25 protein-coding genes and 1 tRNA gene are annotated in these 26,292 nt (G+C 39.5%); 14 read left to right on the top strand and 12 right to left on the bottom strand.

Going from position 1 to position 26,292, the window contains the following annotated elements; genetic code table 11:
• Positions 1-35: 35 nt before the first annotated feature.
• The 6 genes from mgtE to Q4597_RS01305 all read right to left on the bottom strand — a co-directional run bounded on the left by mgtE (position 36) and on the right by Q4597_RS01305 (position 6,540).
• A complete protein-coding gene (mgtE, locus tag Q4597_RS01330) occupies positions 36-1,388 on the bottom strand; it encodes a magnesium transporter (RefSeq protein WP_215437540.1) in 1,353 nt (450 codons plus the stop codon).
• A 173-nt stretch (positions 1,389-1,561) separates the two neighbouring features.
• Complete coding sequence (rsmA, locus tag Q4597_RS01325) at positions 1,562-2,425, bottom strand: 16S rRNA (adenine(1518)-N(6)/adenine(1519)-N(6))-dimethyltransferase RsmA (RefSeq protein WP_303404467.1); 864 nt, start codon at positions 2,423-2,425, stop codon at positions 1,562-1,564.
• A 9-nt stretch (positions 2,426-2,434) separates the two neighbouring features.
• Positions 2,435-2,737 carry a gamma-glutamylcyclotransferase family protein gene (locus tag Q4597_RS01320; protein WP_303404466.1) on the bottom strand — a complete coding sequence of 101 codons (303 nt, stop codon included), beginning with the start codon at positions 2,735-2,737 and terminating at the stop codon, positions 2,435-2,437.
• A 4-nt stretch (positions 2,738-2,741) separates the two neighbouring features.
• A complete protein-coding gene (locus Q4597_RS01315) occupies positions 2,742-3,053 on the bottom strand; it encodes a DUF4286 family protein (RefSeq protein WP_303404465.1) in 312 nt (103 codons plus the stop codon).
• Positions 3,054-3,066: 13 nt separating this feature from the next.
• Positions 3,067-4,725: a S41 family peptidase gene (locus Q4597_RS01310; protein ID WP_303404464.1), complete on the bottom strand. Its 1,659-nt coding sequence runs from the start codon at positions 4,723-4,725 to the stop codon at positions 3,067-3,069.
• A 30-nt stretch (positions 4,726-4,755) separates the two neighbouring features.
• Positions 4,756-6,540, bottom strand: a complete 1,785-nt coding sequence (locus Q4597_RS01305; RefSeq protein WP_303404463.1) for a tetratricopeptide repeat protein — start codon at positions 6,538-6,540, stop codon at positions 4,756-4,758.
• 206 nt (positions 6,541-6,746) lie between these two features.
• Here Q4597_RS01305 and Q4597_RS01300 point away from each other — a divergent pair, with 206 nt between their 5' ends.
• Entirely contained in the window at positions 6,747-7,058 is a 312-nt protein-coding gene (locus tag Q4597_RS01300; protein ID WP_303404462.1) for a hypothetical protein, read from the top strand.
• 69 nt (positions 7,059-7,127) lie between these two features.
• Here the strand turns inward: Q4597_RS01300 and serS are convergent, their stop codons facing one another.
• On the bottom strand, positions 7,128-8,399 hold the full coding sequence (serS, locus tag Q4597_RS01295; protein WP_303404461.1) for a serine--tRNA ligase: 1,272 nt from the start codon (positions 8,397-8,399) through the stop codon (positions 7,128-7,130).
• Positions 8,400-8,478: 79 nt separating this feature from the next.
• Here serS and Q4597_RS01290 point away from each other — a divergent pair, with 79 nt between their 5' ends.
• On the top strand, positions 8,479-8,856 hold the full coding sequence (locus Q4597_RS01290; RefSeq protein ID WP_303404460.1) for a VOC family protein: 378 nt from the start codon (positions 8,479-8,481) through the stop codon (positions 8,854-8,856).
• Here Q4597_RS01290 and Q4597_RS01285 read toward each other — a convergent pair.
• Positions 8,853-10,184 (bottom strand): HTTM domain-containing protein, encoded by a 1,332-nt coding sequence (locus tag Q4597_RS01285; RefSeq protein ID WP_303404459.1) that lies wholly within the window; start codon positions 10,182-10,184, stop codon positions 8,853-8,855. The two genes, Q4597_RS01290 and Q4597_RS01285, sit on opposite strands and share 4 nt — an antisense overlap.
• Entirely contained in the window at positions 10,185-11,111 is a 927-nt protein-coding gene (locus Q4597_RS01280; protein WP_303404458.1) for a bifunctional riboflavin kinase/FAD synthetase, read from the bottom strand.
• Between the two features lie 52 nt (positions 11,112-11,163).
• On the opposite strand from Q4597_RS01280, the gene Q4597_RS01275 reads away from it, so the two are divergent.
• Together Q4597_RS01275 and Q4597_RS01270 are read left to right on the top strand one after the other, a co-directional pair.
• Positions 11,164-14,949: a reprolysin-like metallopeptidase gene (locus Q4597_RS01275; protein ID WP_303404457.1), complete on the top strand. Its 3,786-nt coding sequence runs from the start codon at positions 11,164-11,166 to the stop codon at positions 14,947-14,949.
• Positions 14,950-15,026: 77 nt separating this feature from the next.
• The gene (locus Q4597_RS01270) at positions 15,027-15,626 is read left to right on the top strand and encodes a hypothetical protein (protein ID WP_303404456.1); all 600 of its coding nucleotides are present in this window, start codon (positions 15,027-15,029) and stop codon (positions 15,624-15,626) included.
• Here the strand turns inward: Q4597_RS01270 and pth are convergent.
• The 3 genes from pth to Q4597_RS01255 form a co-directional block, all read right to left on the bottom strand.
• A complete protein-coding gene (gene pth / locus Q4597_RS01265) occupies positions 15,613-16,245 on the bottom strand; it encodes an aminoacyl-tRNA hydrolase (RefSeq protein WP_252735791.1) in 633 nt (210 codons plus the stop codon). The genes Q4597_RS01270 and pth overlap by 14 nt on opposite strands.
• A gap of 118 nt (positions 16,246-16,363) precedes the next feature.
• The gene (locus Q4597_RS01260; protein WP_215437571.1) at positions 16,364-16,999 is read right to left on the bottom strand and encodes a 50S ribosomal protein L25/general stress protein Ctc; all 636 of its coding nucleotides are present in this window, start codon (positions 16,997-16,999) and stop codon (positions 16,364-16,366) included.
• Between the two features lie 46 nt (positions 17,000-17,045).
• Complete coding sequence (locus tag Q4597_RS01255; RefSeq protein WP_215437574.1) at positions 17,046-17,987, bottom strand: ribose-phosphate pyrophosphokinase; 942 nt, start codon at positions 17,985-17,987, stop codon at positions 17,046-17,048.
• 149 nt (positions 17,988-18,136) lie between these two features.
• Between Q4597_RS01255 and Q4597_RS01250 the strand changes: the two genes are divergently transcribed.
• The 10 genes from Q4597_RS01250 to Q4597_RS01205 all read left to right on the top strand — a co-directional run bounded on the left by Q4597_RS01250 (position 18,137) and on the right by Q4597_RS01205 (position 26,275).
• Positions 18,137-18,217, top strand: a tRNA-Leu gene (locus tag Q4597_RS01250).
• Between the two features lie 167 nt (positions 18,218-18,384).
• Positions 18,385-18,948: a TetR/AcrR family transcriptional regulator gene (locus Q4597_RS01245; protein WP_303404455.1), complete on the top strand. Its 564-nt coding sequence runs from the start codon at positions 18,385-18,387 to the stop codon at positions 18,946-18,948.
• 51 nt (positions 18,949-18,999) lie between these two features.
• The gene (locus Q4597_RS01240) at positions 19,000-19,971 is read left to right on the top strand and encodes an alpha/beta fold hydrolase (protein ID WP_303404454.1); all 972 of its coding nucleotides are present in this window, start codon (positions 19,000-19,002) and stop codon (positions 19,969-19,971) included.
• Between the two features lie 114 nt (positions 19,972-20,085).
• Positions 20,086-20,865, top strand: coding sequence for a HipA family kinase (locus Q4597_RS01235; protein ID WP_303404453.1), 780 nt, complete (start codon positions 20,086-20,088; stop codon positions 20,863-20,865).
• Positions 20,855-21,238: a DUF3037 domain-containing protein gene (locus Q4597_RS01230; protein ID WP_303404804.1), complete on the top strand. Its 384-nt coding sequence runs from the start codon at positions 20,855-20,857 to the stop codon at positions 21,236-21,238. Before Q4597_RS01235 ends, Q4597_RS01230 begins: the two co-directional genes overlap by 11 nt.
• A gap of 290 nt (positions 21,239-21,528) precedes the next feature.
• Positions 21,529-22,659, top strand: a complete 1,131-nt coding sequence (locus tag Q4597_RS01225) for a PAS domain-containing sensor histidine kinase (protein ID WP_303404452.1) — start codon at positions 21,529-21,531, stop codon at positions 22,657-22,659.
• A gap of 70 nt (positions 22,660-22,729) precedes the next feature.
• A complete protein-coding gene (locus Q4597_RS01220) occupies positions 22,730-23,323 on the top strand; it encodes a Crp/Fnr family transcriptional regulator (RefSeq protein ID WP_289060747.1) in 594 nt (197 codons plus the stop codon).
• Positions 23,324-23,391: 68 nt separating this feature from the next.
• Positions 23,392-24,270 (top strand): pirin family protein, encoded by an 879-nt coding sequence (locus Q4597_RS01215; RefSeq protein ID WP_303404451.1) that lies wholly within the window; start codon positions 23,392-23,394, stop codon positions 24,268-24,270.
• Between the two features lie 183 nt (positions 24,271-24,453).
• A complete protein-coding gene (locus Q4597_RS01210; protein ID WP_303404450.1) occupies positions 24,454-24,852 on the top strand; it encodes an ACT domain-containing protein in 399 nt (132 codons plus the stop codon).
• A 106-nt stretch (positions 24,853-24,958) separates the two neighbouring features.
• A complete protein-coding gene (locus Q4597_RS01205) occupies positions 24,959-26,275 on the top strand; it encodes a gluconate:H+ symporter (RefSeq protein ID WP_303404449.1) in 1,317 nt (438 codons plus the stop codon).
• The last annotated feature ends 17 nt before the right edge of the window (positions 26,276-26,292 follow it).

The following is a 26,292-nucleotide window of genomic DNA, read 5'->3' as shown; positions in this document are numbered from 1 at the left end:
ATAGCGAACAAAGGTAATGAAATACATGCTTTGGTCTAGATGCCCAACACCAATTTTGCAATGGAGAAATAAATGAGGATACCAAAAATGTCATTACTGGTCGTAATAAACGGTCCTGTGGCGATCGCAGGGTCAATGCCTCTTTTATGCAAAAACAATGGGATGAAGGTACCAATGAAGCCCGCCACTAGAATAACGGCAATTAAAGAGAGGCAAATGGATAGGGAGGTGAGGAAATCACCCTTCCATAACCAGGTAAAAAGTAATAAAATGGTAGCAAGGATAGTACCGTTCAGGAGTGCTAAAAGCAACTCTTTTATAAGGCGATTCCCAACGCTGCCCTTTAAATCATCGTTGGCCAAACCTTGAACAACTATGGCGCTGGATTGTACACCAACATTACCGGCCATTGCCGCAATTAACGGGGTAAAAAAGAACAATACGGCATGTTTGCTGATCATTTCTTCAAAACCGCCCATGATACCCGCTGCGCCAATACCGCCCACTAGGCCTAAAAATAGCCAAGGTAGTCGTGCTCGGGTAAGGTCCCAAATGCTATCATCTGCCTCTACGTCTTGAGATATACCGGCAGCCATTTGGTAATCCTTCTCGGCCTCTTCACGAATAACGTCTACAATATCATCAATAGTAATACGGCCTACCAATCTTCCTATTTCATCAACTACGGGAATGGCTTCCAAGTCATATTTTGACATGATTTTTGCTACTTCCTCGGGTTTTTCGTTAACGTTTACCGAATCAACTTTTGGAATATACACTTCACTAATGTGTGTGCGTGTAGAGGTAGTAAGTAAATCTTTTAAAGATAGGCGTCCTTTTAGTTTGTCCGTATCGTCTACTACGTAAATGGAGTGGACACGGGTAACGTTCTCGGCCTGGGCGCGCATTTCTTTTACGCATTTGAGTACGTCCCAGCTCTCGCGTACTTTTACGAGCTCTTTGGCCATAAGTCCGCCGGCAGAGTTTTCATCATAACGTAAAAGGTCTACAATATCCTTGGCGTGTTCCCGGTCTTCCAATTCGGAAATAACTTCTTGGATAATCTCATTGGGAAGTTCTCCAATAATATCCGCGGCATCATCCGTATCCAACTCATCCAGCTCTTCTGCAATTTCTTTTGCGGAAAGATTGTTCAAGATGGACTCCCGTACATCTTCGTCCAATTCTGTTAGGACATCGGAAGTTTTATCGCTCTCAAGAAGTTTGATCAGATAGGTGGCTTCATCTTCGTTTAACTCGTTGATGATTTCGGCAATATCGGCATAATGTATTTCCTCCATCAGGTTTACCAAGCTGGTATCTCCTCGGGATTCAATTAGCTGCTCGATTTCAGCTAGAAGTTCATCTGTGAGTTTAAATGGCGTCATCCTATCTTATCATATAAAGCATTTATGAAGAAACTGCGGCAAAGCTAAAGAAAAAGGCTTAAAGCACTGTGCTCTTTACGATTTCTTAGCACGCTTTATAGATAAAAATCACCCTATAAATTTGTCAAGATTATAATTTTGAGAAAATAAAGTATATACAGACCAAAAAATACCTAGTCTAGATTCAAGGCTATTTTTTTTGTAAGTGCAACAAAATCCGCCACGCTAAGTTGCTCGGGACGTTGGTCAAAAATAATATCTCCCCTAAGTTCCGGTGAGAGGTCAAATACTTTTAAACTGTTCCTTATGGTTTTTCTACGTTGGTTGAATGCGGCCTTAACCACTCTAAAGAATAATTTTTCATCACAATCTAACGTGAAATTCTTTTTACGTACCAAACGGAGCACCCCGGACTGTACTTTTGGCGGAGGGTCAAAAACTTGGGGCGAAACCGTGAACAAATATTCGGCATCATAATAGGCCTGTACCAGCACGGATAGAATGCCGTAGGTTTTGTTGCCTTCTCCTTCGCAAATGCGTTTGGCAACTTCCTTTTGGAACATACCGGAAAATTCAGGCACCTGTGCTTTCATTTCTAGCATTTTAAAAACAATTTGTGTAGATATGTTATAGGGGAAGTTTCCCGTTATGGCAAATTGCTCATCACCAAAAATCTCGGTAAGATCATACTTTAGAAAATCGGCTTCAATTACCTGAAGCGTACTTTTTCCTGCCATTGCCTTGGGGTGTTCCAAGGGGAAACTATGATTGAGGTAGACAATAGAATCGGCATCCAAATCCATTGCTACTAGATTTATGTCTTGCAGCAACAGGTATTTGGTAAGTACACCCGTTCCAGGCCCTATTTCAACTACATTCCTATACCCGTCCAAAGAAAGGGTCTCCGCAATTTTTTGGGCTATTCCCTCATCTTTTAGAAAGTGTTGGCCTAAGTGCTTCTTAGCTTTGACCGGACTGTCTTCTTTCCATGATTTTGTATGTGTCTGTTCGTACTGCTTCTTCTTTTTCTTGCCCATATTTTCTTTTTAAGCCTTTACATAAACCCAAGCTATTTTGCCCGATTTTAAGCCGACTTCAATTTTTTTGTATGCCTCTCCCTCATAGAGGTCGGCCATTGTTAACTCGCTTTGCTTAAGCTCATAAACAATGCCCTCAATTTGGTCTTCCCTACTGTTCGTTTTTTCGGCAACGAGGTATCTGCCCATTATTTTGTCAGGGGAAATTCTAAACGCTTCTAAAACATCCTGCTCTCCTTTTAAGGTATGGCCAAAAACCTGTTCCTGAACGTTCAGGTCTTTAAGTGTACCGTAAGTAAAAAGGTGTTGCATGGTACTAATGTTCGCTTACCACTTCCATTTCGGTTCTGAACGAAACGAATTTATTTGGAAATTTTTTGTGTGCATCTTCGCGCAATTTGGGAGCGTCCTCAGAATAATACCTCTCCAGTACTTCTCTGCTCAGCGTTGTAAACTGAACCGAATAACTAACCCCGCCCATATCCTCTTCTATTAGAATTTTGCTCATTTTGGCGTTCAGGAACTTGCCCGTAGCCAATACGTCCGGAATATGGACTTCACGCATCCATATCAGCCATTCGTCATGAACTGATTCTTCTATATTGGTTGTTACATTGTATATGTACATATTGTTGGTTTTTTTAGTCTTTTAGCAAATCTAATGCCTTTTCCAATACCTCGTCCTTTCCTTCTTTAATACCGTTAATGGTAGGTTTTACTTCTACATCAATTTTTACGCCAACTCTTTGGGTTTTCGTTTTATCAGGATAAAAAATACCTGTCCCGGAAATTCCTGTTTTAAAACCGCCTACGAATCCAATTGGGCTAAGATCTCCATCCGCAGCGCAGGTTTGGCTGCCAATTGTCATTACATTGTCGTATGTCTGAAAAGCCATGGTGGTAAACTCGGCATAGCTGATTGTCTGTGAGTTGACCAATAGGATAACTTTCCCATTATAATGTTTCTTACCATTACCTCCGCATTTTAATGTTTTTGTCCACTTAAACCTACCTGGGTAACCTAAATCTGGAACTATAATTTTTACAAATTCTTTTGGACTACTGTTCAAGTAATTCGCTATTCGGTATAGAGTGCCTTTAGGATAATTACGGATATCAAAAATGATAGCCTTTGTGTTTATTAAACTATCCATCATTTGCGAGACGTCCTCTTGGGTAACTTCTCCCATATTCACGTAGCCAATAGTATTATTGAGTATTTTATATTTTTTCTTTGTGGGTCTCTCGTAATTGAAGACGTCAAACGGGTACCTTCCTATTTTTTTGGTAATGGGTTTTCCATTCCTCAATAGTTCTATCGTGACCGAATCTGTACTGCCATTAAAAATTTTGTTCCGGGCAAAAGCAAGCTTGGCGGCGTGGTTGGAGCCTTGTATATAGTTTTTTCCTTCTTCAAAAACATCAATAACGTTCTGTCCGTTCACTTTGCTAATGACATCTCCAATTTTTAAATCGTTTAGTCGGGCCAATGAATCGTTAAAAGGTCTTACGATTACAGCTTTATTGTCAATTATCCTGTGGATTACGGGAATGTACTTATTGCCAAAATATTCATTTAGTATGTCTGTACTTAAACCCGCGTGGCTATCATCAATATGTACCACTAGTTCTAGCATAGCCAAATGGTAATCCAATTCAGATTCGGGGTGAAGAAACTTAGGCAGCATTTGTGTTAATACATCATTCCAAGGGATGTCCATCTGGTATTTGTACGGAAAAAAATACTCAACCGTATTCCAATATCTGAATAAGGCTAGTAGCCTTAAGCTCTTATCTTTCCATAGGAAGTTTGGATATTCCGGTTCATTTTGGATAATGATATTTTGTGCCTTTGTTGTCTTTTTCGCTGTGGTCACGTAGTAGTGCTCGCCTTGAAACCTATTTGTTTCTATAAACCGGAGTTTATCGGAAAGCTGTTTTGAAAAGAGCGGGTTATCCTGTATCCACGATAGATCAAAGTTTTTATTGAAACGGGCCGTAGATGTGGGCTTTTGGCAAGACTTGCAGGGTTTTATTTCACCAAGTGAACCTATCCAGTCTATTAATACTTGTGATAGTTCTTCTTTGGAATTTGTCTTTTCAGTTTTAGCGAGAATTGTGAATAACTGTTCGTCCCAATTGAATTTTCCTTTGGCTACATTGGGGTGGTAATATTTTAGGAAACCCCAGACTTTGCCGACCAAAGCCAGTTTTTCGGTTTCGTTCAGTGGGATGGGTTTTGCTATCACCTGACCCGAAAAAAATAGTGTAATTAGAAAAATCAAAGTGAATCTGCCCATGCTCTATTGTTTTGTTTTTAGATAGCTATCTCAATTCACGGCATCACCTCGCAACATTCTAAAATTCTTTCTCGCCTGTGGAAAATAATAACTGTCTTGATAGTTATAAATAATTTTCTCGTAATGCGACTTAGCTTTTTCAGGTTGGTTTAGTTTATTTCTATAGAGTTCTGCCAGTGCAAAATGCGCGTCGTCCGCTAGAATACCATTGGCGTAGAATTCAGTTATTTTTTGGTAGTTGTATTCGGCAGCTTCGTAGGCTTTGGTGCTTTCTAAAAGTTCACCTTGTTTTAGAAGGGCCTCGTCCTCAATTTTTTCGCCTTTATGATTTTCAAGAATGTCATTAAGTTCCGTGATGGCCTCTTTAGTTTTATTCTGGTAGGCCAAAAGGTCTGCCCGGGCATATTTTTTAAGGGCGGTTTGGGTTGAATCTTCCAGTGAGTTATCCGAAATTAATAAACTCAGCTGCATGGCATCATTGGCTATAAGCTGAGATGTTGAGCTTCTGAGGACTTTTAGTTGGGTGAGGGCCCAATCAAAATCGCCTTTGTAAAAACTGGTCTGGGCCACTTTAAACCGTGCATTTTGCCCCAGCACATCATTTTTTAGATTTTGCTGTATTTGTGAAAAATAGATGAGCGCTTCATTAAATTTTTTATCATATACCAAAATGTCTCCCAACGCTAGTTTTACGAAAGCTTTTCCACGGGCGTTTAACGGAAGCTCTAAACTTTGTTTTAGAATTTTGATGGCTTGTTCTGGAGTTTCTTGTTTAAAGGTCAAAAAGTTGGCGTAGGCAACCTGTAATTGTAAAGTCTGGGCCTTGTAACCATGAATGTTTATCAGCTCGTTAAATTGCTTTTCTACCGCTTCTAAACTTTTTTTTGTGGGCTCAAAAAGTTGAATGTCTATAAGGTTCAGTTGCGCGTTAAGTTTAGTGACCTCGTCTGCACTGTTATCCGCAATGTATTGAAAGATTTCTTGAGCGGTCTCGGTTTCGGAATCCTCAAGGGCTAAATTCCCGAGGGCATTGAGGCGTTGCATATTAGAACCTTCCAAGCGTTTGTAAATAGCCTTTTCCTGACGAAAGGCACTACCATACTGCTTTTGTTGTACAAATAGCCAGCTCAAAAGCTCGTTCCAAAGAATATCCGGATTCTTTTGTGCATTCTGCAATAGCGTTTTTTTAAGGATAAGGTTGTTCTCGTTTTCAGCATCCGCAGTTATAAAATCGTCAATATTACGAAGCACGTTAGATTTTGATGTTTTGCCCTCGCTAATGAGTCTTAAGTAGGATACGTACATTTTCTCAATATTGCCCTGTTCTCCATAAATACGGGCCATTTGATAATTATAGTCCAGCTGAGGGTTGAGTTCCATAGCCCTGGTATAGGCCTTAAGGGCTTCGTCTAACAAAGCGTATTTCTGAAAGCGGTAGCCAATACCATATCCATAATTAGGATTTTCATCTATTTTAGCGATTGCTTTCTCGTAGTATGCCTTGGCCTTTTCCGATTGGTTCTGTAATCTGTAATTATACCCCATTTCAATAAATAACGTAGGGTATGCCCTGGCATTTTTTAATTTTTTCAGTAAAAAGTTTTCGGCATCCGTATAACGTTCCAATTGTTGGTAGGTGGCTATAAGAGCTTCTGTATAATCTGTTCTACTAGGATTTTTATCCGTTAGTTTTTCATAGTACACCACGGCCTTTTCATAATCACCATCATTAAAATACTGTTTGGCCAAGAAATCATCTTGGGCCACAGTAGAGAAGGTAATAAGAAGAATGGCGATAGTATGGAGAGCCTTCATATATGAAATTTAACAAATTTAAGTCAGCTTGGGAAAAGAATCTGTTAAGGGGACTATAATTTGGGAGTAAATAGGCTTTAAAACGTATTTGTTTCAATTTATACAAGATTATAGACTGTTCGTACAATACCATATTTGACCTTTATTATTGTGTAATACATTTATAATCAAATTGTTATTTGTTTCATTTAAATACATATAGAGTTATGGCAACATTTGTAAAAAATTGTGATCGTTACGCGGCGTTCCTTTATCCTAATGGGGAGAATTCCGGTAGAATTAATTTGTATTGTGCGGACGGATATAGGTTATATCTGATTTTTAGAGAGGGAAACCTTTCCGGGAATACGTATAACGAGAGTATAAAAACTGGGGTAGGATATCAGCCTATAGATAGGTATAGTGATTATTTAGATTTGGTTAGAAATGAAAAACCAATTAGGGTAACATTCAATACTACCAATAAGAATTATGTGGTATATGCTTCGGGAGAAGAAGTAGGAGAGGGAGAGTTGTAAATTGTGTTAGATGAAAATCGACCAGAACGGATAACTGTTCTGGCCGATTTTATTTTCTTGGACCTAAAATTAATCTATACGGTCAAACCCACAATAAGGCACCAATACCTCGGGTATTTGAATACCATCAGCAGTTTGATAATTTTCCAAAATCCCAGCTAAAACACGCGGTAAGGCCAAAGAGCTTCCGTTTAATGTATGGGCAAACTGGCTTTTTCCGTTTTCGTCTTTGTACCGAAGTTTTAGTCGGTTGGCCTGGTAGGCTTCAAAATTGGAAACAGAGCTAATTTCTAACCAACGGTCCTGCGCTGTGGAAAACACCTCAAAATCAAAAGTAAGGGCTGCCGTAAAACCTAGGTCACCGCCGCAAAGTCTTAGAATGCGGTATGGTAATTTTAGTTCTCTAAGGATATTTTTTACATGTTCTACCATGCCATCCAAGGCTTGGTACGAATTAGCGGGGTTTTCCACCCGAACAATTTCCACTTTATCAAACTGGTGAAGACGGTTAAGGCCACGAACATGTGCGCCGTAGCTTCCTGCCTCTCTCCTAAAACAAGGTGTGTAAGCCGTATAGCGGATAGGGAAATCGCTTTCGGTAACTATCTCGTCACGAAAAAGATTGGTAACCGGTACTTCGGCAGTTGGAATAAGGTAAAGGTCGTCCTCTCCTACATGGTACATTTGCCCTTCTTTGTCAGGTAATTGCCCAGTTCCAAAACCGGATGCTTCGTTAACCAAGTGGGGTACTTGCATTTCGGTGTAACCTGCTTCTGTATTTTTATCTAAAAAATAAGAGATTAGGGCACGTTGCAATCTGGCACCTTTTCCTTTGTATACGGGAAAACCGGCACCTGTAATTTTTACGCCCAATTCAAAATCTATGATATCATATTTCTTTGCCAATTCCCAATGGGGTAGAGCATCGGTATTTAAAGTAGGTATGTCTCCTTCTCTAAAAATCTCTTCGTTGTCCTCATCTGAATTACCTGCAGGAACTGATTCATGGGGAACGTTAGGTATTTTATAAAGAACGCTCTGTAAATTTTCGGAAATAGTATTAAGCTCTTCGCCCAACCTTTTGGAATCTTCCTTTAAGGTCACTGTTTTCTCTCTGAGAACGTTGGCTTCTTGGGCTTTTCCAGTCTTAAAGAGCATGCCTATTTCTTTAGAAAGTTTATTGCTTTCCGCTAGGGTGTTGTCCAAGGAAGTTTGTGTTGCACGTCTTTTTTCATCCAACTCCAACACTTCATTAATCAATGGTGCGGCATCTATATTGCGCTTTTTTAATGCGTTTATGATGTCGTCTTTTTTGTCTCTAACGACCTGTAGCTGTAACATTGCTCTTAAATTTAGTCTGCAAATTTAAACTAATGATTAAAAACCAATACATTTACGGCCGTTATAATCTTATTATTTTATGGTTTTTGAACATTTTGCACTGAACATTACGGATATACACAAAAGAGTAGACTGGTTTGTGACGCATTTAGGGTTAACTGTTGTTGTTGGACAGGAAAAGCCTCCTTTTATGACCTTTTTGGCCGATTCTACTGGGAGGGTGATGCTAGAGTTGTACCAAAAGCCGGAAGAACCGCTAAGTAACTTTGAGGAGCGCCACCCCGCAACATTTCATGTGGCTTTTGTTTCTGATGATGCCGAAGCAGATAAACAAAGACTTGTTGCTGAAGGAGCCACTCTTGTTGAGGAAGTAAAGCGTGAAGGTCTGCATCTTGTAATGCTACGTGACCCATGGGGCATGCCGTTACAACTTTGCAAGCGGGCTAAAAAATTCTAAGGTTTTTTTTCGTAGGTAGGTGATGGAAAAATCCATTCATTATGCCAAAAGTAGTTCCACTTGGTGTTGGCTAAGTCTACTTTAGGGTCTATAAACGGGCGGTAAGGTTTTCCGTTTACGCTAACTTTAGAGTTTTGTGCGTACACCTCTATATGTTCTCCTTTTTTGGCATATTCCTTTTTTAACCTTTGGGCAAACTGCCATATAAAATCTGGGTAGCCCGCAATTCTCTTCTGTTGCTTTTTGGAGAGGTAATCTTTTGTTTTGATTACGGTCTGTTCCCCGGTTTTTGGATTGACTACCAAGAATTTTACGGTTCCTGTGCGGCTTCGGAGCATCATGCGCCAACTTAATCTGTGCCCTTCCTCTGTCCATAAAACATCGTCTTTTATAAAATGATGTCTTACGGGGAGCGTAATTTGTATTAGAAAATAAATGCCTCCTATAACAAGTAGTGGTTTTCTGTAGGATGGCACTTCTACCTTTTGAAGCAGGTAAGGTTTTTTCTTCTTAAAAAAGATATTCCGTATGGTCTCGGGCTCAAAAAAGAATACGGTAAAAGCCAACGATAAATACGGGAAAATACCGATCTGAAAAACAATGGAGTTGAACAGGTGAAAAAACACAGAAGCGAAAAAGGCAATTTTTCGAGTGGGCTTCCAAAGTAGGGCGGGAACGATCAATAAATCAAAAAAAATACCCGAGACCCCAATAATTCTATGAATAAACGGCTCTTGCAATAGGCCTCCAATAATAGGGTAGCTAGCTTTGTTGAGCATTAGAATGCGAACAATTCCAAAATCTAACCAATCGCCATATAGTTTGGCAATAGAAGCGTAGGTGTAAACAATAAGTAGCTGAAAAATCACAATCCACTTTACATAAGCGAACATACTGTCGCTTTTTAAGTTTGGGTTTCGCTTTACATCCAATGAGTGACTTTGGTGTGCCGGTAGAAAACACATGATGAGCGAAATAAGTACCAGAAGATAGTAATGATTGTTGTACGATGTCTTTTGCATCAGGTAAACACCCGCCCACATAAGGGTAAAGGAAATAATGGCAAATCGGTATTTGTAGCCTAGGGCAATAAGTACGCCCATTGTACCCATAACAAAGAAATAGTAGTACATGCCAAACCCCGGTAAAGGTTGGAGCCAATCAAAGCCAATGAAATTAAAGGTAAACTTTGGTTCTATTAACGTTCTTCTGATCCAACCCGTTAAAATGGCGCCATAACATTCTAGGGAAACAAGTATTCCGAAAAAAATACGGAATATAATCAGTTGCGAGTTATCGATTTTCGAAAAGAGAAAACGATTCAGCATTTATTCTAAGATTAGGGAGAGCGAGGTTTGTTTGTCCTTTTCCAGTTGAGTCTTTAGGGCTTCTACAGATTCAAACTTGTGCTCGTCGCGTATGCGGTGTAGAATGTCTATCTGTAGTTTTTGACCGTAAAGATCTTGGTCAAAATCAAAAAAGTTAATCTCAATAGTTTTCTCTTTGCCAGCAACGGTAGGGTTGTAGCCAATGTTCATCATCCCGTAAACGGTTTTGTTTAAAAGCTGACTTTTAACCACGTAGACCCCATTTTTGGGTATCAATTTATACGATTCCGAAATGTGGAGGTTGGCGGTAGGAAAACCAAGTTGTCTGCCAAGGCCTTTTCCTTTTTGTATAGTGCCCGTAAGCATATAGTTGTAGCTTAGGTAGCTGTTTGCCGTGGTAATATCGCCTTCTTGGAGCGCTTTACGTATTTTGGTTGAACTTACGGATACTTCATCTATTTCTTGTGCCGATATTTCTTCCACCTCAAAATTAAAGGTGCTGCCAAAAGCTTTAAGGTCGGTAATATTGGCATTTCGGTTTCTGCCGAAGCGATGGTCGTAACCAATAATAATTTTTTTTATCTGCAGCTGGTTCACCAAGTTGTCCCGAACGAATTCGGTGGCGGAGAGACGGGAAAATTCTTGCGTAAAAGGATGAATGATCAATTGGTCCAATCCTAGCTCCTCTAATATTTTGGTTTTTTCTTCAATGGTATTGAGCAATTTTATGTTTGCATCCTTTTGCAAAACCATCCGCGGATGCGGGAAAAAAGTCAATACGGTAGATTTAAGGTTTAGTGCAGCGGCATTATTTATCAAACGCTCCAGTATTTTTCTGTGACCAATATGAACACCGTCAAAAGTGCCTATGGTAATGGCAGTCGAATGCCGTTTATCGTTTTTGAAAATGCTTTGGACTGTTACCACCTGTTAAAAATAATAAAAAGACTTATATTTGATTTTGTTCTAAACCCCCTTGATGGTTACAAAATTACGTCTTGTTTTCTCAATTACCATAGCATTTCTTTCCTTTTCCGCCTCGGCACAGAGCGAATATTGGGAAAGCTCTTCGATGAAAAAATCTTCCTACAAGAGATTTTCGCAGGGGTTGAACATGCAGAACGCAAAAGTTTTTTCCTTACAAGAGAAACTTTTTAAGCAGGATTTGCAGCGTTCTACAACGTCAAAGAGTGTTTCAAAAATTGTTCATTTTCCTAATTCTAACGGAGAAATGGTAGCGTATAGTGTTCGTGAAACGCCCGTTTTGTCCGAAGAACTTTCAAAAAAATACCCAGAAATAAAATCATTTTCTGGTTATGATGTAAATAATAGGGAAAACCGTATACGGTTTAGTATTTCTCAAAAGGAAGTGCAGGCCATGATTATTTCTTCGGAAAAAAGAGAGAACAGTTTTATTGAGAAGGTAGAGGGAGATACCTATATGGTGTATTCCGGGAGTGCTAAAAGTGCAGATGATGAAGATTTTGTTTGTAGTACCCAAGAAAAGGTTTTGTCCGCCGGTGCCAGCTTAACGGCCAAACCTCTTGATGACCGTGTACTTAGAAAATACAGGTTGGCCGTTTCGGCAACTGCGGAATATACGGAATATCATGGTGGTACAGTGGTTGATGCACTAGCAAGTATCAATGCCACTATAACAAGGGTAAATGAGGTTTTTGAAACGGATTTAGCAGTGCGTTTGGAGCTTGTAGCAGAAACGGACAAGATAATTTATACCAATGCGGCTACAGACCCGTATACGGGTACATTAAGCTTGTTGGGCGATCAGGGCCAGGCGGTAATGACCAGTGAGATAGGAGAAACAAACTATGATATTGGGCATGTGTTTCATAAAGGTGAAAATGGGGGTAACGCCGGTTTTATTGGGGCTATTTGTGTAACCAATAGAAAGGGTAGTGCATATTCATCCAGCCGAGTGCCTAAAGGAGATAAGTTTGATTTGGATTTTGTGGCCCATGAGATGGGACACCAATTAGGGGCAAACCACACTTGGTCACATGAATTTGAAGGAACCTTGGTTCAAGTAGAGCCGGGTAGTGGGTCTACCATTATGGGCTACGCAGGTATAGCGGATGTAGATGACGTAGCGGCCAGCGGAGACGATTATTTTCATTACGTTAGTATTAAACAAATTATAGATAATCTAAAGACAAAAACCTGTGGGGAGGTTACGGGTATTTCCAACAATCCTCCCGTTGTTGCAGATTTGGAAGATTATGTGATACCAAAATCCACTGCTTTTATATTGGAGGGCAGCGCCACAGATCCTGATGCGGGAGATGTGCTGACCTATACATGGGAACAAATAGACAACGGCGTGGTTACTCAGGCCTCTTTTGGTCCAAATAATGCAAGCGGTGCAAATTTCAGGTCTAGACTTCCAAGTTTGGCACCTGTAAGATACTTTCCAATGTTGTCACAAGTAGTTCGTGGTAATTTGGTGCAGACCTTCCCTACGAGAGGTTCTGCTTGGGAAACAGTATCGGACGTTGAGCGAGAGATGAATTTTGCTTTTACGGTTAGGGATAATGCACCAGGTGGAGGCCAAGTGGTTTCCAAATTAATGAATCTTGCCGTTGTAAACAGTGCCGGGCCTTTTCAGGTTACCTCGCAAGCATCTGCCGAAACTTATGTGGCGGGTGAAGTGTTGCAGATAGATTGGGACGTTGCCGGAACGGATAAGTTGCCGGTTGCTACTAAAAATGTAGACCTTGTGCTTTCTACTGACGGCGGTGTAACTTTTACGGTTCCCTTGGCATCAGGTGTGGTTAACGATGGGTCTCATAAAGTGGTAGTACCGGGTATTGCTACGGATAAGGCCCGGGTTATGGTCAAAGCTTCGGACAATGTGTATTATGCTGTGAATGCTACTGATTTTACCATTGAGGCATCACAGTTTGTAATGAACTTTTCAGGATTGGAGTATGAAGCTTGTCATTTTGATGACCTTGTGATTCCTTTTGACTATGAAACTTATTTGGGTTTTGATGAAGAAGTTACTTTTGAGGTAACGGATGGGCCTGATAATTTAGGGGTTACTTTTATGCCGGATACCGTTTCAATAGACGGAACCCGAGTGGATATGTTAATCGAAAATACCGAAAACGTTCCTGAAGGCTCGTATTCATTGACTATCACAGCTGTCTCTGCTAGCGTAACAAAAGAAATTATCCTAGACTTAAAGATATACGACACGGACTTTCCTGCAGTAGCGATTACGGCTCCTGCCAATAATTTAGTAGATGCCGCAACAACAGAGTTGCTACAGTGGGAGGAGGATGCTTCTTATACTTCATACGAGGTGCATATTGCAACCGATGCCGCTTTTGCCAATCTGGTAGAATTGGTCACGGTTACTACAAATAGTTACGTGCCTACGGAACTTAATAATCAGGAAGAATACTACTGGCGAGTAAAGCCTTTAAACGTATGTGGCGAAGGACCTTACAGTACAGTTCGTAAGTTCACTACCATACAAGTAGATTGTGCCAATAAGCCTGCGCGAGACCTTCCTTTGGAAATAAGTGCTACGGAAAGAACCACGGTAATTTCAAAAATTGCCTTTTTTGAAGATTTAAAGGTAGATGATATAAATGTAAGGTTGAACATTGATCACGAGTACCTTGAGGATTTGGTCGTAACACTAACATCTCCATCTAATACAGTGGTTCCGTTAATTTCTAGTTCATGCGGCAATCTAAGGAATGTAGATGCAATTTTTGATGATAGTGCTTCTAGTTTCTCTTGTGGAGCTACAGCTACAACGGCAATTAAGGGTACGGTAAAACCATTAGGTTCGCTAAGTTCTTTTAAAGGCGAGTCCGTATTGGGTGAATGGACCTTAACGGTAGTGGATAATGCCTCTAGGGATGGAGGTGTGATAAACGAGTTCTCTCTGGATATTTGTGTAGAAGGCGAATTTAGACCGGATGCAGATAATGATGGTGTTTTTGATGATGGAGACGATTTATGCCCTAATACGCCCGAAGGGGCGGAGGTGGACTCCTCCGGTTGTGAGGTGCATAGGTTTGCTTCCGATAATTTTGAGATTACGGTAGAAAGTGAGTCCTGCAGAAATAATGATGATGGGGTCATTTCTATAGAGGCTAAAACATTTATGGATTATACGGTAACTATATCTGGTAACAGTGTAGATGTAACCGATATGTTTACGGACTCGTTCTCGCTTTCAAATTTAAACTCGGGAGTATACACGTTGTGTGTAAACGCTTCAGGTGCCGGATTTGATTATGAACCTTTTTGTGCTCAGGTAACCGTATCCCAACCAGAACCTTTGGGGGTAACATCCTCCGTTTCTTTAGATGGAAAGCAGTTGTTGTTATCTATGGAAGGAGCGGACCTGTATACTATTGAATTAAATGGTGAAACGCTACTGACCGATAAATCCGAGATTACCCTAGATTTGAAATCAGGGGGTAATGTACTGCGGGTATCAACGGGTATTTCATGTCAAGGTATTTATGAAGACCAATTTTTTGTAGGGAGTAAACCTATTGCATTTCCAAACCCGTTTAATGAAAGCACACGCGTTTTATTAGGGGCATCTACGGAAAAAGTAAGAATAGATATCTTTACTATTGGAGGTAGTTTGATGAAAAGTGAACAGAGTACACCAAGAGGTGGGGGAGTAGACTTGGATTTTTCGGTATTGCATTCCGGAATGTATATTGTGAAAATCAAGGGAGAAACAATTAGTGAATCGGTTAAAGTGATAAAACGATGAGGATACTAACTTTTATACTGTTGGGATTAGTACTCTTTTCGAGTTGTAAAAAAGACTCGCCGAAGGCGCCTGAAAAAGTGGATTTGATTGCCCCTGCTAAAAATTCAGAGTGCACACCCGTTCAAAGTGATGGCGATGCCAGTAGTATTGTTCGCTTTAATTGGAAAGCGGCAGACCATACGGAAGATTATGAGCTACAGGTTACGAATCTCAATACAGGTACCGTTCAGTCAAAAAATACATCTAATACTATAGAAACCTTGTCATTGGCAAAGGGTACCCCTTTTTCTTGGGTGGTAATTTCAAAAAATTCAGAAACCACAACGGCAACAAGTAGTGATTCTTGGTTGTTCTATAATCCTGGCTCAGAAATTAGTCACGTGCCTTTTCCTGCAGAATTGACATTTCCGGTACAAGGATCCACTGCATTTAAAGATGTTAATAATGAGGTAAGTTTAAAGTGGTCAGGCAAGGATTTGGATGATGATATAGAGGCGTACGCTATTTATTTTTCTACCCAAAACCCACCTACCAACTTATTAAAAAGTACGGATGCCGGAGTTAGTGAATTAAAGGTAGAAGTAACCTCTGGAGAAGTCTATTTCTGGAAAGTTGTTACAACCGATGAAGAAGGAAATAGTTCCGCCAGTTCGGTTTCGGAATTTAAGACCCGTTAAATTGGTTCATGGTGCGGGCAACACCGGCCAGAACAAAGGATTTTATAAGCTCTGTAGTCTTTTCATAGCGCTCTGTTAACGCATTCTTTTCAGTTTCGGTCCATTCACCCAAAACATATTCAACTTGCCTTCCCTTTCCAAAATCTGCACCTACGCCAAATCTTAGTCGGTTATAGTTTGTGGTCTGTAGTACATTCTGTATGTCCTTAAGGCCGTTATGGCCACCATTACTTCCCTTGGTCTTTAGGCGTATAGTGCCAAATTCCAAGTTAATGTCATCAGTGATTACCAATACGTTTTCCAAAGGAATGTTTTCTTTGTCCATCCAATATTTTAAGGCCTTACCGCTAAGGTTCATATAGGTAGATGGTTTCAGACAAAGCACGCTACGCCCTTTAATTTTGAAAAGACCTATATCTCCCAATTTTGCGGTTTCAAATGAAAAACTGGCATCATTTGCTAGGGCATCCAATATTTTGAAGCCAATGTTGTGTCTGGTTTCTGTATATTCACTACCTATATTCCCTAGGCCAATGATGAGGTATTTTTTCATGGTATCGGTTTCTTCTAGAACACTTTTGCTCTTGTTGAAAATTGATTTTAGAAATTGATAAAACATAATAAATGGTTCTTGTACATGATTATGTTCTAAAGTAGATGCCAAGCGGCAACCTTAAGTTGTAAAAATACAAAAGCGCCCTAAATTAGGGCGCTTTTTATAAAACTTCAATTGAAATTTATTCTTGGCTTTCACCACCTTCAGTAGCTGCTGCTTCAGTAGCTTCTCCTTCTTCTCCTTCAATTTCTTCGTCGTCATCAACGGCCACTGCGGTACGTTGCGTTTTAACTTGAACCACCACAGTTGTTTCTGGGTGTAGGATAGTAAATTCATCTTTCAATAAAGATTCAACGGTAATGTTTTCACCAATTTTCAATTTCGATATATCAATATCAAAATAATCTGGCAAGTTGTCCGGAAGTGCTTTAATGGCAAGTTTTCTCTTTCTAAAAAGTAGACGACCACCAGCTCTAACACCAGGAGCATTACCTACTAAACGAACAGGAATGTTCATGGTAACTTCCTTATCATCAAAAAGTTGATAGAAATCGATATGCAAAATTTTATCAGTCACTGGGTGAAACTGAATGTCTTGCATAATCGCTTTTACCTTAACATCGCCTAAGTCAACCTTTACGGTATGTGCGGCTGGGGTGTAGACTAAATCTCTGAACGCTAACTCATCTGCTGAAAAGTGCAATGGTTTTTCCCCTCCGTATACTACGCAAGGAACCTGTCCAGCATTACGTAGGGCCTTCGTTGCCTTCTTGCCCACGCTTTCTCTTTCTGATCCTTTAATTTTAATTGACTTCATTATATAGTTTAAAAAATTAATACTCTAAATTAAGTAGCCCTTTGAGCTACATTAAAAATTTTGATGCAATGGAAGTATTGTGATGAACCCTATGCATAACATCTGCGAACAACTCTGCACAGCTCAATACTTTTACTTTATCCGAATCCCGTCTTGCCGGAATAGAATCTGTAACGATCAGTTCCGATAGTTGAGATTTTTCTATCTTTTCATAGGCATCACCGGATAATAGGGCGTGAGTTGTAATGGCCCTAACACTTAGTGCACCTCTTTCCATCATTAAATCGGCAGCCTTGGTCAATGTTCCGGCAGTATCTACCATATCATCTACTAAGACCACGTTCTTTCCTTTTACATCGCCAATAAGTTCCATGTGCGATATTACATTGGCTTTTGCCCGTTGTTTGTAGCAGATTACTACATCGCTAGACAATGCTTTGGAATACGCATAAGCTCTTTTGGAACCCCCCATATCTGGTGAAGCTATGGTCAGGTTTTCCAGGTTTAAGCTTTTAAGGTACGGTAAGAACATAGTGGATGCGAACAAATGGTCAACAGGTTTTTCAAAAAAACCTTGAATTTGATCGGCATGCAAATCCATTGTAATAATTCGTGTAGCACCTGCTGCTTCAAGCATTTTGGCGATTAGCTTTGCCGCAATAGGCACTCTTGGCTTATCTTTTCTGTCTTGTCTTGCCCAACCAAAGTAAGGCATTACAGCGGTTATGTGTCTAGCAGAGGCACGCTTGGCGGCATCTAGCATTAGTAACATTTCCATTAGGTGTTCCGAACTAGGGTTTGTTGAACCGATAATGAAAATACGGGTGCCTCTAACGGACTCTTCAAAAGAAGGTTGGAATTCACCATCACTATATCTAGAGAAGATTACGTTGCCTAATTCGGCCCCATAAAACTTGGCTATTTTTTTTGCTAACTCAGTACTTTGGGTACATGCGAAAATCTTAGGTTCGGGAACTTGGTAAGCCATGGGTAACGTATTGTGAATTAGTTTATTGACAAGTCGTTTTGTTAGCGAGGTGCAAATTTAGAAATTTATTTGTCTTGCTAAAGCATAAATGTTGTTATTTTTTTGTGTGGGGAAGAAAAAAATTTTTACTTTTGCAGTCCGATTTTAATGCTCGAGTGGCGGAACTGGTAGACGCGCTGGATTCAAAATCCAGTTCCTTTGGAGTGTGGGTTCGATTCCCACCTCGAGTACAAGATTTAAAATGAAAAGCTGAGAATTTATTCTCAGCTTTTTTTATACCTGAAATCCAAATAACCATATAGGATGGGTAGAAAAGGATATTTTAGGTTTGGTGACAAAAAATAAAAAATTATTACCGAACGTTTGGTAAAAATCAAATAATTTATATATTTGCCCCATGAGACCACAGAAAGTACTGGATAAACAAATTATTGAAAGTCTAGTAGGTGTTTTTAGGTCAAAAGGTTATGACGGGGCTAGTCTTTCTGAATTAGCCCAGAAAACAGGACTTAAAAAAGCTAGTTTGTATCATCGTTTTCCGGATGGAAAGCAGGGTATGGCTATTGCTGTTATGGATTATTTAGGGGAACGAGCAGAAGAAAAAGTATTCAAGGCTTTACGGGATGATAGTGTATCTCCCGCACAACGATTGGTTAACGGTTTGGATAGTATTAGGGGTGTTTATACCAATGGAAAGGATGCATGCATCTTAAGGGCATTTTCTTTAGGTTCTGGTCTGGAATTATTTGGTGAGCAAATAGGGAAAGGCATGTTGCATTGGATTGATGCCTTCAAAAAATTAGGTCAGGATTTGGGCTTGACCGATCAAAGAGCGAAAAAATATGCGGTACAGACCTTATTGGAAATTCAAGGTAGTCTTGTAGTTACTAAAGGGTTGAATGATTTAGAGATATTTGAACAAACTTTAAAGAATATTGAATTTAGGTATCTAAACAAATAAAAAAATTTACCATTAAATTTTACCGAACATTCGGTAATAAATACTAAAACTATGAAAAAATTAATTCTTTACGCTTTGGTTATTGTGCCACTATTTATGTCTGGGAAAACAATGCCAGATGTAGAAAAATCGAATCTAATATTTAAAAGCAAAGAAAATATGACAACAATTAAGTATCGAACTTTAGAAGTTAACGGAATTAACATAGCATATCGAGAAGCAGGTAACCCAGAAAATGAGACTATAGTTTTGCTGCATGGTTTTCCCACGTCCTCTCATCAATATAGAAAAGTACTAGATCAATTATCTGATGAATATCACTTAGTAGCCCCGGATTATCCCGGTTTTGGAAATAGCGATTTTCCAGCTGCTAGTGCATTTGAATATACTTTTGATAACATTGCCGCTACAATAGATGTTTTTTTGGAAAAAAAGGAAATTACTTCCTATGCGTTAATGATTCAAGATTATGGCGCTCCAATTGGTTTTAGGATTGCTACGGCCCATCCAGAGCGGGTTACAGCAATTATAAATCAGAACGGTAATGCGTATGAAGAGGGTTTGGGAGCAGCGTGGAAAGATACTAAAGCATTCTGGGCAAATAGAAACGAGCAATCTGAAAAAGCATTATTACACTCTTTTTCATTAGAAGGGCTTAAGTGGCAATATACGCATGGTACACGTAATCCCGAAAAGGTTAACCCGGATACTTGGCATTTAGATTATTTGAGAATGTCCAGACCTAAAGCTCATGCCGTTCAATTAGATTTGTTTTATGATTATCAAAATAATGTAAAGCTATATCCAAAATGGCAGGAATATTTAAGGGAGAACCAACCGCCACTTTTAATTGTTTGGGGAAAGAACGATGCCTTTTTTCCAGAGAGTGGGGCGATTGCCTTTAAAAAAGATGTAAAAAATATTGATTATAACATTTACGATACCGGTCATTTTGCTTTGGAAGAAGATGCGGATAAAATCATCCCCAAAATGAGAAGTTTTTTGAGTAAGCTTAAAAAGTGAAAAACCTCAAACGAAACTAATAAAGAAGCCTCATTTTGTGAGGCTTCTTTTGTTTGCCGTAATAACTATAACCTAGCTCAATCGTAAAACACAACTTTCATTACCTTAGCACATATGAATGCAATTGAAATTAGAACTGTAGACGTAGTACAGTATATAAAACCCTTAAGGGAAGGCGGCTCGCTACCTGGTATAGTTAAAGCAGACGATGAGTTTCTTTATGTCTTAAAGTTTAGAGGGGCCGGTCAAGGAAAAAAAGCTTTAATTGCCGAACTTATTGGCGCAGAACTTGCCCGTGCCATGGATCTTAAGGTGCCGGAAATTGTTTTTATGAACTTAGACGATAGCTTCAGTAAGACCGAACCTGATGAGGAAATCCAAGATTTGCTCAAATTTAGCGTAGGCTTAAATCTTGGATTACATTTTCTGTCCGGAGCTATTGTTTATGACCCCTTAGTTTCTGTTGCAGACCCTTTAAGCGCTTCTAAAGTTGTACTTCTAGATAGTATGATTAGTAATATAGATCGTACGGCTAAAAATACCAACTTGCTGAATTGGCATAAAGAATTATGGCTGATCGATCACGGTTCCAGTTTTTATTTTCACCATAATTGGGAAACTTGGGAAACGCATCTGGAGCGGACCTTTCCCGCGATTAAAGACCATGTGCTGTTAGAACGTGCCACTCAATTGCCCCAAGCTTCCGGTATCATTAAGAAAAGAATAAGTGAAGAAGTCATTACGGAAATTGTTTCTAAAATACCTGAAGATTGGCTGTCTAGTGAGTCTGATCCGTTAACACCTCATGAGAAGCGTAATGCCTACATGAAATTTTTGAACACAAGATTGGGAAAGTTAGATGTGTTAGTAAAAGAGGCGGATGATGCAAGATAGGGTTACATACGAGTATGCCATTATAAGGTTGGTGCCAAAGGTAGAGCGGGAGGAATTTATTAATATAGGAGCTATCGTGTTTTCAAAACGAAAGAAGTTTCTTAAAATGAAATTCGTTATTGACCGCCAACGTATCCGGGCGTTTTCAAATGAAATAGATTTTGAGGCTATAGAAGCATATTTGGCCGCTTGGGAATTGGTTTGTGAGGGTGAACCCAAAGGAGGGGCTATAGGTAAATTAGATTTACCATCAAGATTTCGCTGGCTTACAGCTTCTAAAAGTACCATTATACAAAGTTCAAAACCCCACCCAGGACTTTGTTTGGCCCCAGAGGAAGAGCTAGAAAACCTTTTTTTGAGACATGTTCTGTAATTATTTTTAGCAACGAGCAACTTTAGGTGTATGCTGGTCTGGTCTAATGAATAACAGGGTTGCGGCATGTTGTATTCATCTATATGTCATATTAAGAGTAACGCTGGAATTTCAAAACATGTGCTTTCAATAGCACTTTTCTAAAAAAAATGTTAAATTTAGGGACTGTTAATCCTTAATTAACAGATTTCTACTTCCCCCCGTAGAAGTTATGAGATAGGTCTAAAGCTATACTCTTGGTAGTGTTGGTAGCTGCTTCCTTGATTATTTTTATAATTTTAAACGGAGAAATGAGTGAACCCCTAAATCGGAATATTGACTTAAATACAGAGGCAAAATATACCCAAACCGTCCTAGACCATATGGGAGATTCTGTGTTCGTCAAAGACAGTCAAAGTAGATTGATATTAGTGAACGATGCTTTCTGTAAGATGATGGATATGTCTCGTGAAGAAATAATCGGTAAAACGCTTGCCGAAGATGTTAGACCTGAAGAGAGAGATTATTTTTTAAAGGTAGATAGACAGGTTTTGACCGATGGTGTTGAGAATATCAGTGAAGAGAATATAACGGTGAGGGGTGCGGAAACAAAGATTATATCCACAAGAAAGTCTCGGTATATTGATGAAAGAGGTGATAAATTTCTTATTTGCGTAGTTCGCGATGTTACCGGAATGAAAAAGGCCGAAAAGCAGTTGCTAGAAAGCGAGGCCCAATTAAGGGAGGTAGCGGCTACCAAGGACAAACTCTTATCTATCATTGCCCATGATTTAAGAAGTCCTTTTAACAATATAAGCCTGCTATCGGATTTATTGAATGATTCCGTGCAAAAAAATGATGTTGCTCAATCTAAAGAATATTTAACCCTCATTGATCGAACTACCAAAAACAGTCTTAACCTGTTGGATAACCTTTTGAATTGGGCCAAATCCCAAACGGGACAGATAGATTTCAGAACCAAAAGAACTTGTATTAATCAGATAATAGAGGAAACTCTGGAATTATCCAGTGTCATTGCATCCACAAAGGGTATCTCTCTTAATTATAATCAAGAGGCTGTTATTTCCGTTAATTCTGATCATAAAATTATAAGGACTGTAGTGCGTAACCTTGTTTCAAACGCAATTAAGTTTACTAAACCTGGTGGGCATATCAATGTATCATCTAAAGCCAGTGAGACCTATGTAGAAATCACGGTTTCCGATAATGGTGTAGGAATGAGCGAGGATACATGTCAAAAATTGTTCGGGATTAATACCAATATGGCTTGCGTGGGTACGGCAAATGAAAAAGGGTCTGGTTTTGGTCTTGTTCTTTGTAAAGAGTTCGTAGAAAAATTGGGAGGTGAAATTTGGGCGGAAAGTACTTTTGGAAAGGGCAGCGACTTTAAATTCACAATTCCCTTAAATATATCTGAGTAGTTTGGATTAATGACATTGTCATAATCTGTTCGTATTTGTTTAGTTTTAGGACTAGAATTGAACAAGGAAAATGAACAGCACTACCTTAAGGACTTTTTTAACTACAAATCTTAATGTTCATGAGAACGAGGTTTTGGCAATTCTTGATAATTGTACAACTAAAACCATTAAAAAAGATTCCTTTTTATTGCGCAGGGAAGAGCGTTGTACCCATACTTTTTTCGTGGAAAAGGGCCTGCTAAGACAGTATTCTATAGATGCTAAGGGTAAAGAGCACGTTATAGCTTTTGCTCCGGAAAATTGGTTTGTTACGGACCGCGAGAGCAGCTATTTTAATTCACCTTCGGTTTATTATATTCAAGCGTTGGAAGAGAGTCGGGTAGTATTGATAGACGAGAGGTTCATTAAGGATTTATCGGAAAAAATACCATCTTTTACAGATTTCAATACCCGGTTGTTGCACAACCATATTAGACACTTACAGAAAAGAGTAAACGGACTTTTAAGTTCGTCTGCAGAGGAAAGATACTTGCAATTTGTGAAAATGTACCCGGATATTCTTTTGCGTGTGCCCCAAACCATGGTAGCATCATATTTGGGTATTACGCCAGAAAGCCTAAGCAGGGTAAGAAAAAGTCTTGCGGATAAAAATTTCAGAAAATAGGTTCTTATCATACATCAATGCTCAGGTTGGCCTATCGCAATATTTTTGTGGTATAAAATCTTAAAGATATGAAAACAAGAACAGTAGAATTAGTGGCAAAACCAAGAGACCCACATTTTGTTGGGGATGGTTTTAGGGTACATAACTTTATCCCTAGCGGATTTAGATTGGATATGCAGCGAATGAATCCGTTTATAATGATGGATTATAATTCAAACTTTCACTTTTCAGCAACGGATAATCCTAGAGGGGTGGACGTTCATCCGCATAGAGGTTTTGAAACTGTTACCATTGCCTATAAAGGTAGGGTAGCCCACCATGACAGTAGCGGAGGTGGTGGCGTAATTGGTGAAGGTGATGTGCAATGGATGACCGCTGCAAGCGGAGTATTACACAAAGAATATCATGAGGAGGAATGGGCAAAAAAAGGGGGCGATTTTCAAATGGTGCAGCTTTGGGTAAACTTGCCCCAAAAAGACAAAATGAGCGCACCCAAATACCAGGCATTAAAAAAGGAAGACTTGGGTAACTATATACTTCCGGACGGTGCGGGTAAAATAGAGGTAATAGCTGGTGTGTACAAAGACACAAAAGGAACTGCGTCTACTTTTACACCAATTCATATGTTAAATGCCCATTTAAAAAGCGGAGCTAAAGCGGACTTCTCCTTTCCCGAAAATTACAATACGGTTGTGTTAGTGATTGAAGGAAGTATTACAGTGAACGGTAAAGAACATGCTCCTACAGATCATTTGGTACTTATGGCTAATGATGGTGAAGATTTTACGGTGGAAGCATCTGAAGACGCTTTGGTGTTGGTATTGAGTGGTGAGCCTCTAAACGAACCAATTGCCGCTCATGGCCCTTTTGTTATGAATACTAAAGAGGAGTTAATGCAAGCTTTTCATGATTTTAATAATGGTAAGTTTGGGTATTTAGAAGGTTAATAGGGCTTGTTCCAGTATTATTAAAAGGGAGAATTCTATGGTTCTCTCTTTTTTTGGACTTTATCGTATTTGAAATCAACAAATTAGCCAAGTATCTATATGTTTGTATAGAAATTTAAACCAATGTAGTTTTAGTATCTGGTTGTTGGCTGGAAATAGCACAATTCTTATAATTTGAAATAAATGGCAGGAGAAAAAAACTTAGCGGAAATGATAAAAGGTATGACCCCCAAGTTAAATGAGGGTGAATACGTATTTGTAACGTTGCCCAATGTGGATCACATCTCAAGAGCGGATACAATTTGCGAATTTAAAGAAGAGGAGGGTGTTACGGTAATTATAGCCAAGCAAAAAGCCGATGCTTTACAACTTCCGTATGAGTACATCGCTTCTTGGATAACTTTGGAAATCCACTCATCATTAGAAGGAGTAGGGCTTACCGCGCTATTTTCTTCGGAACTGGCAAAAAATAACATCAGTTGTAACGTTGTTGCGGCTTACTATCATGACCATATTTTTGTAGACCACAAGGTGGGTGAAAAAGCGGTTTACGTATTAAAGGCACTTTCAGAAAACTATTAATAAACCTTAGAATCCATCAACTTAAAAAGAAGGGCTTAAGTGTTTTTTTCAAGTTTCATTTGTTATCTAATTTAGTATCTTAGAGGGCTTAATACCAATCTAGCCCATGCCACTTGCCATTGTTATTGCCGGAATTTTCATTCTCTTCATTTTAATAGCCCGTTTTAAACTCAATGCCTTTATCGCCTTCATTATCGTTTCCCTGTTGGTTGGGGTGGCAGAAGGAATGGATTTTGAAACGGTAACCAAATCCATACAGTCAGGTATTGGAAATACGCTTGGATACTTAATTCTAATTTTGGGTCTAGGTGCCATGTTGGGTAAGTTGGTGGCAGACAGTGGGGCGGCACAACGTATTACTACCCAGTTGGTAGAAAAATTTGGAAAGAAACACATTCAATGGGCCGTAGTGCTTACGGGTTTTATCGTGGGTATTCCCATGTTCTATACGGTGGGTTTTGTTATTTTAATACCCTTGGTCTTTACAGTGGCCGCAGCTACCAGGCTTCCTTTAATTTATGTGGGATTGCCCATGTTGGCATCTCTTTCCGTAACACACGGGTACCTTCCTCCGCATCCGGCGCCTACAGGTATAGCGGTTATTTTTAATGCCGATATCGGGAAAACCTTATTGTATGGTATTCTAGTGGCCATACCTGCTATTATCGTTGCAGGGCCGCTGTTGTCACGCGCTATTAAAAATGTAGAGGCAACTCCCCTAAAGGAATTTTTGAATCCAAGAGTTTTAACGGATGATGAAATGCCAAGTACGGCTACCAGTATTCTTACGGCACTGCTTCCTGTAATTCTTATCGGTTTCGCGTCTGTAATGACCTTGTTGTTGCCCGAAGGGAATGCTGTTAGAAAAGCAACTGATATTTTGGGTAATCCCGTAATGGCAATGCTTATATCTGTTCTGGTGGCCATTTATACCTTGGGACTGGCTAGGGGTAAAAAAATGAAAGATGTAATGGATTCCGTTTCCAGTGCCGTTTCTGGTATTACCATGGTACTTTTGATTATAGCGGGTGCGGGAGCGTTAAAACAAGTGCTTATAGATAGTGGGGTGAGCGATTATATAGGTGAAATGCTAAAAGGTTCTACTATTTCTCCACTTATCTTGGCATGGCTTATAGCAACGGTCATTCGGGTCTGTGTAGGCTCTGCAACGGTGGCCGGTCTTACAGCGGCGGGTATTGTTTTGCCGTTAATCGCCAATACAGATGTTAGTCCAGAGCTAATGGTTTTAGCAATTGGCTCGGGAAGTCTAATGTTGTCCCATGTTAATGATAGCGGGTTTTGGCTTTATAAGGAGTATTTTAATCTATCGGTTAAGGACACCTTAAAAACATGGACGGTAATGGAAACCACAGTGGGCGTTATGGGGCTCATAGGTGTGCTCATTCTTGATATTTTTATATAAATTATTGAATCATTGCA

This window comes from Zobellia sp. 1_MG-2023 (genome assembly GCF_030549125.1).
Taxonomy (GTDB): domain Bacteria; phylum Bacteroidota; class Bacteroidia; order Flavobacteriales; family Flavobacteriaceae; genus Zobellia; species Zobellia russellii.
The sequence above is the reverse complement of the archived record's forward strand: the minus strand, read 5'-3'. Positions and strand labels throughout refer to the sequence as shown.